This window comes from Peribacillus sp. FSL R5-0717 (assembly GCF_038002945.1).
Taxonomy (GTDB): Bacteria; Bacillota; Bacilli; order Bacillales; family DSM-1321; genus Peribacillus; species Peribacillus frigoritolerans.
Genome location: NZ_JBBOOF010000001.1, coordinates 4,321,955 through 4,335,440 on the forward strand (window position 1 = coordinate 4,321,955; position 13,486 = coordinate 4,335,440).

Annotated in this window: 13 protein-coding genes; 11 read left to right on the forward strand and 2 right to left on the reverse strand. The window is 39.9% G+C overall.

Translation table 11 applies throughout. The features are described 5' to 3' along the window. The 4 genes from NYE65_RS20880 to chbG are packed head-to-tail and all read left to right on the forward strand — an operon-like array spanning nucleotide 1 to nucleotide 3,783. The gene (locus NYE65_RS20880) at nucleotides 1–1,350 is read left to right on the forward strand and encodes a PTS sugar transporter subunit IIC (RefSeq protein WP_034313464.1); all 1,350 of its coding nucleotides are present in this window, start codon (nucleotides 1–3) and stop codon (nucleotides 1,348–1,350) included. A gap of 17 nt (nucleotides 1,351–1,367) precedes the next feature. Then, nucleotides 1,368–1,715: a PTS lactose/cellobiose transporter subunit IIA gene (locus NYE65_RS20885; RefSeq protein WP_095678825.1), complete on the forward strand. Its 348-nt coding sequence runs from the start codon at nucleotides 1,368–1,370 to the stop codon at nucleotides 1,713–1,715. Continuing rightward, the gene (locus tag NYE65_RS20890; RefSeq protein WP_098865156.1) at nucleotides 1,712–3,055 is read left to right on the forward strand and encodes a 6-phospho-beta-glucosidase; all 1,344 of its coding nucleotides are present in this window, start codon (nucleotides 1,712–1,714) and stop codon (nucleotides 3,053–3,055) included. The genes NYE65_RS20885 and NYE65_RS20890 overlap by 4 nt, the downstream gene beginning before the upstream one ends. After that, on the forward strand, nucleotides 3,052–3,783 hold the full coding sequence (gene chbG / locus NYE65_RS20895) for a chitin disaccharide deacetylase (RefSeq protein WP_340861557.1): 732 nt from the start codon (nucleotides 3,052–3,054) through the stop codon (nucleotides 3,781–3,783). The genes NYE65_RS20890 and chbG overlap by 4 nt, the downstream gene beginning before the upstream one ends. Nucleotides 3,784–3,837: 54 nt before the next feature. Here the strand turns inward: chbG and NYE65_RS20900 are convergent, their stop codons facing one another. Next, complete coding sequence (locus NYE65_RS20900; RefSeq protein ID WP_187050052.1) at nucleotides 3,838–5,019, reverse strand: NAD(P)/FAD-dependent oxidoreductase; 1,182 nt, start codon at nucleotides 5,017–5,019, stop codon at nucleotides 3,838–3,840. 39 nt (nucleotides 5,020–5,058) lie between these two features. After that, the gene (locus NYE65_RS20905; RefSeq protein ID WP_048689143.1) at nucleotides 5,059–5,496 is read right to left on the reverse strand and encodes a DUF1641 domain-containing protein; all 438 of its coding nucleotides are present in this window, start codon (nucleotides 5,494–5,496) and stop codon (nucleotides 5,059–5,061) included. Nucleotides 5,497–5,874: 378 nt separating this feature from the next. Here NYE65_RS20905 and NYE65_RS20910 point away from each other — a divergent pair, with 378 nt between their 5' ends. The 7 genes from NYE65_RS20910 to NYE65_RS20940 all read left to right on the forward strand — a co-directional run bounded on the left by NYE65_RS20910 (nucleotide 5,875) and on the right by NYE65_RS20940 (nucleotide 13,430). Beyond that, nucleotides 5,875–6,081 carry a hypothetical protein gene (locus NYE65_RS20910; protein ID WP_063591633.1) on the forward strand — a complete coding sequence of 69 codons (207 nt, stop codon included), beginning with the start codon at nucleotides 5,875–5,877 and terminating at the stop codon, nucleotides 6,079–6,081. A 400-nt stretch (nucleotides 6,082–6,481) separates the two neighbouring features. Further along, nucleotides 6,482–6,937: an SMI1/KNR4 family protein gene (locus NYE65_RS20915; RefSeq protein ID WP_328176026.1), complete on the forward strand. Its 456-nt coding sequence runs from the start codon at nucleotides 6,482–6,484 to the stop codon at nucleotides 6,935–6,937. Between the two features lie 72 nt (nucleotides 6,938–7,009). Continuing rightward, nucleotides 7,010–7,717, forward strand: coding sequence for a response regulator transcription factor (locus NYE65_RS20920; protein WP_340861558.1), 708 nt, complete (start codon nucleotides 7,010–7,012; stop codon nucleotides 7,715–7,717). Next, entirely contained in the window at nucleotides 7,714–8,775 is a 1,062-nt protein-coding gene (locus NYE65_RS20925) for a sensor histidine kinase (RefSeq protein WP_340861559.1), read from the forward strand. Before NYE65_RS20920 ends, NYE65_RS20925 begins: the two co-directional genes overlap by 4 nt. 98 nt (nucleotides 8,776–8,873) lie before the next feature. Beyond that, nucleotides 8,874–9,650 carry an ABC transporter ATP-binding protein gene (locus NYE65_RS20930; protein WP_057276367.1) on the forward strand — a complete coding sequence of 259 codons (777 nt, stop codon included), beginning with the start codon at nucleotides 8,874–8,876 and terminating at the stop codon, nucleotides 9,648–9,650. Beyond that, on the forward strand, nucleotides 9,628–11,562 hold the full coding sequence (locus tag NYE65_RS20935; protein ID WP_340861560.1) for an ABC transporter permease: 1,935 nt from the start codon (nucleotides 9,628–9,630) through the stop codon (nucleotides 11,560–11,562). The genes NYE65_RS20930 and NYE65_RS20935 overlap by 23 nt, the downstream gene beginning before the upstream one ends. 545 nt (nucleotides 11,563–12,107) lie before the next feature. After that, a complete protein-coding gene (locus tag NYE65_RS20940; protein WP_106028523.1) occupies nucleotides 12,108–13,430 on the forward strand; it encodes a sensor histidine kinase in 1,323 nt (440 codons plus the stop codon). The last annotated feature ends 56 nt before the right edge of the window (nucleotides 13,431–13,486 follow it).

The window sequence follows — 13,486 nt, forward strand, 5'->3', positions numbered from 1 at the left end:
ATGATGACTTTTATTGATAAGTATATTATGCCTGGGGCGGTAAAGGTAGGAAATAACCGGCATTTGCTTGCAATTCGTGACGCATTGATTGGAATGATAGCGATTACAATGATCGGGTCATTCGCCGTCCTGTTTAATAATTTAGGGCAAGTCATCAAGCCATACGGAAGAATGATGGAGGCTATCTTCGGTCCAGCATGGAATACGCTCGGTGGTGATATTTGGTTTGGAACCTTTGCATTCATGACGGTATTCGCTGTATTCGGCATTTCTTATAAATTGGCACGATCATACGGTGACGATGGTTTTGAAGCGATGCTGGTATCCGCAGCCTGTTTCTTCTTACTATTGCCTCAAATCGGAAATGTAACTTTAACCATCGATGATAAGGATGTTACTGGCGGGGCCTGGGGTTTTGTAAGCGTGAACTATTTTAATGCTACAGCCCTCTTTACAGGAATTGTCGTTGCCTTGATAGCCACTGAAATATTTGTGAGACTTTCCCGAGTGAAGTATTTAGTCATCAAGCTTCCTGATGGAGTTCCTCCTGCGGTTGCCCGTTCATTTGCAAAGTTAGTGCCAGGTATGGCAACGATCTTTATCGCTGGTATATTCGGACTGCTGTTCCGTAAAGCTACGGATGGGCAGGTATTGAATGACTGGTTGAGTAAAGTGATCGTATCTCCATTACAAAGTGCAGTAGATTCATTGCCATTCGCTATTTTACTAGTTTTTCTTGTTCATTTATTATGGATGATCGGTTTGCATGGACCTAATATCCTTGGCGGGATAACGACACCGCTCTTTGAAAGTTCGGGAGTGAAAAATATCGATTTATATGCAAAAGGCGTCAAAGACATGGACCAATACGGCGTATTGGCGGGTTCTTTCCTAGATGCATTTGTATATTTAGGCGGATCTGGTGCAACATTGGGCCTGATCATTGCAATGATCATTGCCGGTCGGAAACGGTATAAACAGATGATTGCACTCGGAGGGGCGCCAGGAGTGTTCCAGATAAACGAACCCATTCTTTTCGGATTGCCTATCGTTCTGAATCCAATGTGGTTCATCCCTTTTGTTCTCGGCCCGGTAATTACAACGGTGATATCTTATATCGCAGTAAGCAGCGGAATGGTTTTCCCGATCGTTGCTAAGATTCCATGGGTAACCCCTCCGATTGTGGGTGGATTCCTGGCCACAGGCGGGCATGTGTCTGGAGCGGTCCTGGCTGCAATCAACTTAGTCATTTCAACAGCGATTTATTTACCATTCGTTTATGCTCAAGTGAAGATAGACACAAAAAATGAAACAAAGCTTACAAAAGATTCAGAAACGCTAAGCCTTTAAGAAAGTAGTGATGAAAAATGGAAAAAGAAGAATTATACCAGCTATCCTTTCAATTGATTTTATATAGCGGGAATGCGAGAAGCTTTGCAATGGAAGCGTTGCAGGAGGCAAAGAAGAAGGATTTTGATTCTGCCCGTTTGAAAATCGCCGAGGCGGAAACGGAATTACTGCAAGCCCATAAATACCAAACCCAATTAATCCATGCTGAGGCAGGCGGGGACTCTTTTGATCTTCCGATTATCCTGGTGCATGCACAAGATCATTTAATGACAGCGATGACTATGAAGGATCTTGCAATTGAAATGATCGATCTACGCGAAGAATTTTTACATGCAGATGCTGTGAAGGAGAGGACTGCTGAATGAGCAAGGGGTTGAAGATCGTCACGATTGGCGGAGGTTCGAGCTATACGCCTGAACTGATCGAAGGTTTCATCAAATATCATGAAGAACTTCCTGTGAGTGAAATTTGGCTCGTGGACATCGAAGCGGGAAAGGAAAAGCTTGAAATTGTCGGGAATTTGGCAAGAAGGATGATTGAAAAGGCTGGTGTAAATATTGAAGTCCATCTCACGCTGGATAGAAAGAAAGCGCTTAAAGGCGCTGATTATGTAACGACCCAGCTGCGGGTTGGCCAGCTCGCAGCCAGGGCTCTTGATGAAAAGATTCCATTGAAACACGGAGTGATCGGGCAGGAGACGAATGGACCAGGCGGGCTTTTCAAGGCCTTTAGAACGATTCCCGTCATTCTGGATATTGCTCATGAGATGGAGGAATTATGTCCGGAAGCATGGCTGATTAACTTCACGAATCCTGCAGGAATGGTAACGGAAGCAGTTCTGCGTCACAGTAATATTTCCAAAATCATCGGACTCTGCAATGTGCCGATTGGGATGGAACGAGGTGTTGCGGATTTGATGGGTGTAGAACCATCAAGGGTCCGTATCGACTTTGCTGGGTTGAACCATATGGTTTACGGCTTGGATGTATTCGTTGATGGCGAGAGTGTCAAAGATCAAATCATCCAGTTGATTACTGATCCAGCTAAAGCTGTCACGATGAAGAATATTCATGCAATGGGCTGGGAGCCGGAATTCCTTAGAGCGTTGAACCTGTTTCCGTGTCCATACCACAACTATTATTATAAAACGGGTGATGTGCTGGCCCAAGAATTGAAGGATGCGGAAAAAGGGGAAACACGTGCAGAGGTCGTTCAAAGACTTGAAGCAGGCTTATTCGAGCTATACAAAGACCAGGATCTGGCTATCAAGCCGCCGCAGCTTGAAGAGCGCGGAGGTGCCTATTACAGTGATGCGGCTGTGCGGTTGATTTGCTCGATGCATACGGATAAGCGAGATATTCAAGCGGTGAATACGGTCAACCATGGTGCGATTGAAGGCATCCCATACGGATCGGCGATTGAAACCAGTTGCGTGATAACTAAGGATGGTCCTAAACCAATCAATGTAGGAGAGCTTCCTGTCGCTGTCCGCGGATTAATTCAGCAAATCAAATCCTTTGAAAGGGTAGCCATCGAAGCTGCAATTTCGGGGGACTATGATACTGCGTTGCTTGCCATGACGATCAATCCACTCGTTCCAAGCGACCGGGTTGCAAAACTTATCTTGGATGAAATGCTAGAGGCACATAAAGATTATTTGCCGCAGTTTTTTGAAAAAAAGGAGTTGCAGGATAATTTATCATGATAGAAGTCCTTGTAAATGCAGATGATTTCGGATTAACTAAAGCGGTAAATTATGGGATTTTGGATTGCCACAAATATGGAATTGTCAATTCGGCAACGATCATGATGAATGCAAAAGCAACGGAGCATGCGATTGAAATCGCCAAGAAAACACCCTCGTTGAAGGTAGGTATTCACTTAGTCCTGACATGGGGTAAACCTTTGTTGAGTGATGTTCCGAGTTTGGTTGACGAATCTGGTTTCTTTAAGAAGCAAGGTACGGTATATGGGGATCCTGCCGGCATTTCCTTGAGCGAATTGGAGAGGGAGTGGTCAGCACAAATCGAAAGATTTTTGGAATTTGGCCTATTCCCGACTCATTTCGATAGCCACCATCATGTACACGGGATCAAAGCATTTCTACCGGTTATTAAAAAGCTGTCAGATAAATATGGATTGCCAGTGCGTAATGCCGGAAGCCACCTTGCAGGGATTCAAACCGTTACAGATGTATTCCTGGATGATTTTTATGGAGAAATGGTGGTTGAAGATTACTTTCAAAACTTGAAAGGGAGAGTAATGGATGGGGAGAGTGTGGAGATAATGACCCATCCTGCTTATATGGATGAAGAATTGATGAAAGTCTCCTCTTATAATGATATACGCTTGAAAGAAACCAGGATATTGACAAAGGCAAAATTACTTGAGGGATTTTCCCTTAGATTCAGCATCAACCAAGTAAAGATTTGATTTCAAAAGAGGACCATTCATCAAAAGATGAATGGTCCTCTTTTATTGTTAAAATTAATAAGCCAGGCTGAATAGGGCTTTGATGTGTGATAGGTAACGAACATTACTTGCTTCTTTCATCAATGTAGCCGGCAGACCTTTAAGGGACGTGTTATTGGCCCCAACGGTTGCCACTGCATCCTTACGGCCAAGGCTCGCAAGTGTACCTGAGTTTACAGGTGAGAATTCTTCAAGCTTCTTGCCTTCAAATGCTGCATATAGGTTGTATCCAACGAGCTCACCCATTTGCCAAGCATTTTGTGCAGTAGGAGCATATGGACGTCCGCCTTCTGGAGGGAAAGCAACGGCACTGTCGCCGACAACGAATACGTCTTTATGGGATTTGGATTGCAAATACTCATTGACGGTTGCTTTGCCGCGATCCACTTCAAGGCCTGATTCACCTACGATAGGAAGAGCCGCAACTCCGCCTGTCCAAACAAGCGTATTGGCCGTTATCGTTTGTCCGTCTTTCAATTCGATTTGATTTCCTTTAACACCCGTTACAGGCAGACCTGTCAGGAATTCAACGCCGCGTGCTTCCAAGCTTGTCATGGCACGTTCGATTAAGTGATCAGGCAGGACCGGAAGGATTTTTGGACCAGCTTCCACAAGCTTGATTTTCAAGTCCTTGAAGTCCACTCCGAACTTTTTGGCGATTTTAGGGAAATGATCCACGATTTCACCGATTAACTCAACGCCCGTCAATCCGCCGCCGCCAATCACGATGGTTGCGTCCGCTTCATTATTCGTTTGAGAATATTCGCGGATGCGATCTTCGATATGTTTGTAAATCTTGTTAGCATCATTTACGGATTTCAAGACCATGCTGTTTTCCTCAAGTCCCGGAATGCCGAAGAATCCTGTTTGGCTACCCAAAGCAACAACCAGGGCATCATAAGATAATGTGGAACCATTGGCAAGTTTCACTTCTTTATTATCGACCGAGAATGACTCCACTTTGGAAATGACAAGGTCGATATCTTTTCCTTTGAAAAGCTTTTCCAAAGGAATGGAAACGGCTTGTTCAGAAATGGATCCGCCTGCAAGACGGTGCAATTCGGTGATGATTTGGTGCGTTGGAAATTGGTTCACCACTGTAACCTGCACTTCATCTTTATTGTAATATTCACGTACGGATAAGGCAGATAGTAATCCTGCGTAACCTGCACCTAAGATGACGATTTGTTTTGACATAGTTAATCCCCCGTCCTTACTGATTGAAAGTTCATTAAATTATTTTTGGTTTTTACGTTCTGCAGAGACTTCAAGAAATGCTTGGGCGAAACGGAAAAGCTTTTGTGCTTCCGGATCTTTCATCATCCTTAACAGACCAAAAAGACCGATCACATCATTATTCGCTTCTGCACGATCCTTAGCCTCGATGGCATTAGCAGCAAGCCCTTTCACTGAATGGACTACAGGTGTCGCGATCTCCGAAATGGCGCTGACCGTATCATTTTTCAACACATCATCAGTCGCAACCGATTGAGCGAAATCATAAGACTTTGTTAAAATATTCACTAACTCAGTCAGTTTTGGTAACTGCTCGACTAAAGTGTTCAATGATTCCTGAACCTCAGGCTTTAAAAGCTGATCTAAGATATCCAATTGCTCTTGGTTTGCAGAAATATTAAGTGTTTCATGTTCAGGTTTTGAGATTACATCTACCATATCTAATTCCCCTTTAAACTTAATTATTTTGATTTATGTTTTTTCCGCCGATACTACTAATCATACGACTCAAATCTCTTAATTTCAAATATTTCTTTTGTGATACGAATATAATTTTATCGTAATAATTAAGAGTTATTTGCTCGTTTTTTTGATTTATCTTAATATTCCAAAAGAGTATTAAGATTATTCTGGTTATAATACCTTAAATAAAGAGGGGATTAGAGGCATTCTACCTTGTCATTTCCTATAATAATAAATCTATAGCAGACACCTTTTTGTTTTGCTATAATGTCCATAATCTTTGACGGAATGGGATTCGAGAATATTTTATCTGATTTAGGGTACATACTAATATCGGAATTGGAGTTGATGCCCTTGGTAGAACGCAGGATGTTAAAGGTACGTGGTGAGATTATCGAGATATCCTCTAGGTATAATGAAAAATATAGTAAATGGAATTGTACAGCTAAAGTTCCTAATAGTTCCATCATTGCTTATTGTCGTGACAAGAATAAGCTTCGTGCTGAGACAGTTTCTATGAGCAGGTTATTAATTACGTATGAAGACTATAAAATTGTTTGATAAATAGAGAAAAGGCGCCCAATCTTGAAGATGAAGTTGGCGCCCTTTTTTATAGAATTATATTTTATCTGCGAAATCGGGAATATATCTTCGAAAATGGAGATATATCATCGAAAACTTCTGAATTATCTGCGAAAGTATACGGTTTATCGATTTTTCGACAAAACTTCGATTAAAAAAAGGCTATTTTCTTAGTGAAAAGCAACGAAATTGTCAAAAAATATATCAGAAAATACTGAAAAGGATAGTAAAATTATGTTAATATATTTAGAAAAAGTATTATTTTCTAAAGTAATAATGAATAATTTATATTTAAAGGATCTCCATTAAGAAAAGGTATTTCTAAACAGCAATTAGTTCAATTGATTTTACTACAATAAAATGAAATGGAGTCGATACAATGGTGAGTATTACTGGATATGGGAAAGCGAGAGAAGAAGCAGTGAATAATTTTCAGGAATTTGTGGGTTTTGAAATTCCTGAAGATTATAAACAATTTCTCCTTAAGCATAATGGCGGCACAACTACGGTTCAAAACTGTAAGTTTTATGTGGATGGATTAGACACACTTGTATGCTTACATGCACTTTATGGATTAGAGCTTCTAGATAAAGAACTGGATTTACAGAAATGGCATGAAGAAAACAGAGAAGACTTACATAAGAATTGCATTATAATAGGTAATGATACATGTGCAGGTAAAATTTTGCTGATAAATAATGAAGAAGAAACGGGAGTTTACTTCTGGGATCAAGGTTGGTATTCGGATCCATCAAGCCAGGATGAAAACATTTATAAAGTTGCATCGAGTTTTCAATCCTTCATTGAGGGATTGAAAGTCCCGGAGGAAATCTAATTTTATTGTAATCCCCTTGATTGGCTCATGCCATTCAAGGTTTTTTATTGTCAGGTTAATGAGGAGATAAAAATGTATAAAATATTATTGGTTGAAGACGATCTCAAAATAGCTGGAATCTTGGTCAATTATTTAAAAAGGTACGGGTATGAGGTTTTTGAAGTGAAGCAACTGGACCAAGTTTTTGCGGAGTTCCAAGATACAAAGCCAGATTTGGTTTTATTGGACATTAATTTGCCCTATTATGATGGGTTCCATTGGTGCCGGCTAATAAGGACGGTTTCGAAGGTTCCTGTCATATTCATCTCTGCAAGGACAGATGAAATGAACCAAGTCATGGCCATTGAATATGGGGGAGATGACTATTTAACAAAACCGTTTCATTTGGAAGTGGTATTAGCGAAAATAAAGAGTGTACTACGTAGGGTGTTTGGTGAATATGCGGATATATCTTCATTCCACCAGCAAGTAAAGGAAATGGAGGGATTAACGCTTTATACGGAAAAAGCGATGATCGAATATCAAGACAATCAGGTAGCGTTAACTCAAAATGAGTTGAAATTATTGAGTTGTTTACTACGACAGTATGACACCATCGTCTCGCGTGAAGAGTTACTTGAAGCATTATGGAATGATGATTCATTTGTTGATGACAATACATTGACCGTCAATGTCACAAGGGTACGGAGAAAACTTGAGGATATTGGCATCAAGCATGCCATAACAACTAGCAGGGGAAAAGGATACCGACTAAAAATAGTGCAAGGTGAAGAAAAGTGAAGCTGAAATCCTTTATTAAAGACCGTCTTTATTTTATTTTTTATACCGTTCTATTGGTAAGCCTGCTTATTATTGCTTATACATTATCCGTTCTGGAAGCGGGGAATCACATATCGATTTCAAATATCATCTATTTAATTATTCTCGCGTTGTTTATGATGCTTCTATTTTTAGCGGCCGATTACATAAGGCATTACCGTTTTCTTAATCAATTAGCAAGGATGACGCAAGAACCGAGCTTGTCGTTTGAATATGTCGAAGCCTTTAGGGAACCTTTGACAAATGAACAAAAGTTGTGGATGGAGCTTTTTCAACAAATGAACAAAGTAACCATTGGTCAATTACAAGAACAAATCAAACAGAAGGAGCAATATGAGCTGTTGATTCATCAATGGGTTCATCAAATGAAGACACCTGTTTCAGTCATTTCCTTACTGATTCAAGAAGGCAAAAGGACATTTTCGAATGAGCCGATGAAGGATTATCTTAAAGAGATAGAAGAAGAAAATGATCGATTTCGCAGAGGGCTGGAAATTATATTGCACGGGGCAAGGCTGCAGCGTTTTTCGGAGGATGTAAAATCGGAGCGGGTTGACTTAATTAATCTAGTCAAGCAAGTGATTAACGAGGAAAAGAAACAGTTCATCAAGCGGTTCATATATCCCAGGCTTGACACGGAGCTTGAGAATGTATATGTGCATTCGGATCGTAAGTGGCTCCACTTCGCCATTAGTCAGGTGGTCTTTAATGCACTGAAGTATTCAAGGCAGGAAGAGCATGACAGCATAACGTTCAATATCATTGAAAAAGAGTCGGAGATTTTCCTTAGGATAACAGATCAGGGAATTGGAATCGTCCCACATGATGTAAAACGGGTGTTTGATCCATTCTTTACTGGTGAGAACGGGCGAGTCAAACAAGAGTCAACCGGGATGGGACTATATCTTGTGAAGGAAATCGTTAATAGACTTGGGCATGTCGTTACCATCCAATCGACTGTATCCGAAGGGACTACTGTGGAGTTTCTCTTTAAGACAAATATCTTACATGAAAGGTGACAGAATTGTAAGGGTGCTAAACGATTATGTAATAAACTTCGATGGGAGCCTCCCGCTTTATTCATTATACTTACGGTAAGAAAGGGAGGTATTTTCGGATGTCGATTTTAAAAGCAGAACAACTATCCAAAACTTATTTTCAAAAACAGGGGAATTTATTTCATAAGGCGTTACATAATTTCACCATGAATGTACAGAAAGGGGAATTTGTCGGAGTGATGGGTCCATCCGGTAGCGGGAAAACCACCCTGCTTAACTTAATGGCCACGATTGATAAGCCAACCACAGGTAAAGTCATTCTAAATGATCAAAATCCTAATGAATTAAACAATCAGGACCTGGCATTGTTTCGCAGGAGGGAAATTGGATTTGTTTTTCAAGACTTCAACCTTCTTGATACACTTACCGTTCGCGAAAATATCCTCCTTCCTCTAGCGTTAGATCGTTATAAACTGCAGGAAATGGAAAATAGGGTGAATCAGTTGGCGAGCCTTCTTGGTATAGAAGGGATTTTAGAAAAGCGGACTTATGAAATTTCCGGAGGTCAGCAGCAACGAACGGCTTGTGCAAGAGCGATGATTCATGAGCCTTCCATTATTTTAGCGGATGAACCTACTGGTAATTTGGATTCCAAATCTGCCAAGCAGGTAATGGATACCCTCACGACACTTCAGGAGAAAAAGGGAGCAACCATCCTTATGGTCACTCATGACCCGACTGCCGCCAGCTTCTGTGACCGGATTCTATTCATAAAGGATGGCAAGTTCTTTTCAGAGGTGCACAGCGGAGGGGAAAGACAGAGTTTCCATCAAAGGATTTTAGATACGTTAAGCGTTTTGGGAGGAGTCTATCATGAACATCCGACTTCTCGCTAAGAGAAATATCCAAGGAAATGCACAACGTTATCTAGCTTATTTTTTCAGTATTGTCCTATCCGTCTCAATCTTTTTTATTTACGCATCATTTATCTTTCATCCTGATGTGGTCCATGCGGATATCCCGGGGGGAAAGCTAATTAGCAGGGGACTCATTGCAGCAGAAATAGTGATCATCATATTTTCGGTTTTCTTTATCGCTTATTCGAATGCAGCATTTATACAGCCGCGAAAAAAAGAGTTTGGGCTGCTGACACTGCTTGGAATGTCCAAATCCCAACTTAGAAAACTGATTTATCTGGAGCAAACGATGGTTTCCCTCATATCTATCCTGATTGGAGTTGGCTTAGGGTTTTTGTTCTCAAAGTTATTCTTAATGGCAATTTCTTGGTTATTGGCTGTAGAGCAACCAATATCGTTTGTCTTTGTCCCTGAGGCCTTTATTTATACCATTGTTGGTTTCATTTTGCTATTTCAGCTATTATCGCTCTTTTCATTGTTCCACATAGGAAATGCGGAGGTAGTCGATTTACTCAAAGATAAACAAAAACCCAAAAAGACTCCCTTCGTTTCAAGGTGGTTAATTGCATTATCAGCAGTTTGCTTAAGCATTTCTTATTATTTGGCATGTACGCTGTCGTTGAACAATTCTTATATTCGAGTATTGCCCATAGTGTTTTTCGTACTGATCGGCACCTATTTTTTATTCAGCCAAAGCATTGTCGCTCTATGCAGCAGGCTTTACCGGAAGAAGAAAAGCTTATATGGCGGAACGAATTTAATTACTCAAACAAACCTGATCTTCAATATTAAGGACTATTCCAGGTTATTCTTTTTGACCTCGATCATTACAGCCGTGATTTTGACAGCTGCAGGAACACTTTTCATGTTCAGTGCAGATTTAAAAAAGCAAGGGATGGATAACATTCCGCAATCAATTGGCTGGATTGAAAATGATGCTTCCGTTTATTCAGTTATTGAACCATCCGCAGTGGAGAAAATATTAAAGGAAGATGGATTCAAGATCCTTTACGAAGTAAATATGACTGGAGTGCCCATCACCCACTTGTTACCACATATGAGAACGGGAGAACCCAATGAAAATAGGTCATTATTAATCTCGGAAAGTGGTTATAACAATGCGGCTGCATTGCGAAAAATTGAACCAGCAAAGTTATCAGGAAAAGAAGCGTTATATATTTTTCCTTATGGGGGACTGGACTATCAATTCGTCCACAAGGGAGAACAAAAGGAACTGCACTTTGGCAATGGAACCATTCAGGTAACAATGGTTGGTCAGCGAAATCAATCGATAGTCGCACCCATAAAAGCAGCAACGACTCTGATGGTGGTCGATGATCAGCTCTATCATGAAATCACTGCTGATGTGCCATTAAAAGAGATGGCAAGAGTACGGGGGTATGAAGTTAAAGATTGGGAAGAATCAATGGAAACATCTAGTGAAATCGAACAAATGTCTAATAATCATAATCAACTGCAAACAAGAGCTCCGATTTATCAAGAAATGAAACAGGGAAGCATATTGATTCTTTTTATCGGCTTGTTTGTCAGTCTATTATTCTTTATCGTCCAAGGGAGCATGATGTATCTGCGAGTTTTTACGAATTTAGAAGATAAAAAAATTCAAATCCATGCCCTTCATCGATTGGGGTTGACAAAAAAAGAAATACGGCAAATTTTAAGCGCCGAAATACGCATCCTCTTTTTCGCTCCGTTTCTGATAGGGGTGATTCATGCCATAGTCGCCTACGTGGCATTAAGCAATTTATTGGAATCGAATTTGTTTGCCTACTCGTCCATGGTCATCGCAACGTATTTTCTTTTTCAACTGCTATACTATCAAGTAACTAAAAGAATATATGAGCGGGCAGTCATCACTTCTATTAAATAAAAGCTATCATATGTATTGGAATCTGGGGTTCAGTCCCTGATTCCATTTTTTTATTCAGGAGTCCTCTCATTGAAACGGCATTTTTATTGATGATGAATTAGTCAATATGCACTATTGAAGAGGAGTGATCCGCTATTTTGCACAAATATATGAAATATGGTGTGATTTTACAGATTAATCCTTTACAGTCTTGTAATATTTTCATATAAAGGGTAAAATTATTTATTTGAAGCGAGAATATCGAACCCCGCATCATTTATTTTTACCATTTTCACATACATAATTATACTAAAATAATTACTTTGTGGGAATAAAATGATTTTATTGGAAATGATTAATAATAGACGTGGTTTAGATTAAAACATAAAAGGTCATATGATCAAAAAAAAGTGGGCGATCTGTCAATTACTTGATTTATTATAGTATTATATGCCTGGGGTTATAGAGAATATTAGATTTTTCCCTATTTCTTTATCCCTTAATATAGTAAACTCAGAATAGGTTCGTTAACTTTTAGCTGCTAGAGATGAGGTAAGTTTAATCCTATGAAAAATAAAAAGTTAAGGGCACTTCTTTATTTGACCATACTTTTATTGATTGTTTTCATTCTTCTAAATATGTTTTCAACATATTTAAGCATTAAAAATTCTGTACAAAAATCCGTTGCCAATCAAAACTTGGTAGCTGCCAGATCTATAGCCGACTCGATGGATATGGAGGCTTATCAGCGATTTCTCAATAACCAAGTAAAGAGCCAGGATTATTTGGATATAAAAGCTTACTTAGAGGATGCCCGTGAAAAAATAGGAGCATTATATGTTTATACCATCCTGATTGATAATCCCACAGTATCCAAGTGCATGATTACTGGGTTTTCTAAAGATCATAAAGGGGATTTTCCTATCGGTGGTGCATGTACTGTTCCGCCGGAGCAGGTTAAACAGGGGTATGAAGGCAAAAGCTTCATTACCGGGATTCTAGAAGATCCGGAATATGGTGAGTATTTGACTGTGGGAGTGCCAATGAAAAATCAAGATGGCGACATTATTGGTTTTTTGGGCATTGATGTGAGCGCGGAAGATATTAATGCCATTAACGGCAAGGTATTGAAAAGCAGCATTGCCATTCTTGTTTATAATGGTGGATTTGTCATCATGCTGCTGGTTACCTTTTTTGTCATTCAAAAATGGTATCAAAAGGAACTGACACGTGAAGTGGGGGATACGGAAGATACGTATCAATCGGAATTTCAATCTCTATTTGCTTCAGTCCGCTCATTAAGGCATGATTTTTCCAATCATATTCAGGTGATACATGGACTGCTTAAATTAGAAGAGAACGCAAAAGCACTCGAATACTTAACAGGGCTTTCAAAAGAAGTGCATTCAATTGAATCGATGAAATTGGATGTGATTCATCCGGGCTTATCTGTCCTGTTGGAGACCAAAAGGCTCTCGGCCCAGAATTATAATATCGATATCGAAATTGATGTTTCACCCAAATCCTTCAATCGGATCAAAACTATCGATTTGATAAAATTATTATCAAATGTTATCGACAATGCTATTGAGGCAACAATTGAATTGCCAGAGCAAGAACGCCGAATGGATATTGCCTGCAAAGCTGATGATGAAAAGTATACGTTTATGGTCACGAACACCGGACCAATGATTTCGGAATTAGATCTGGAGAATATATTCGCCAGCGGTTTTTCAACAAAAAAGGCACAAAAGGGCAAAGTTCGCGGACAAGGATTGTTCATCGTCAAAGACTTAGTGAACAGATATGATGGAGAGATTCATGTACAATCCTCCGAAAAAGAAACGACCGTTACGATGATCATTCCCGTAAATGGAAAAATGGGCTAAATTGATCCAAAGGAAACACATTTGATAAGAAGGTATGATCCCTCAAAGGGATCATA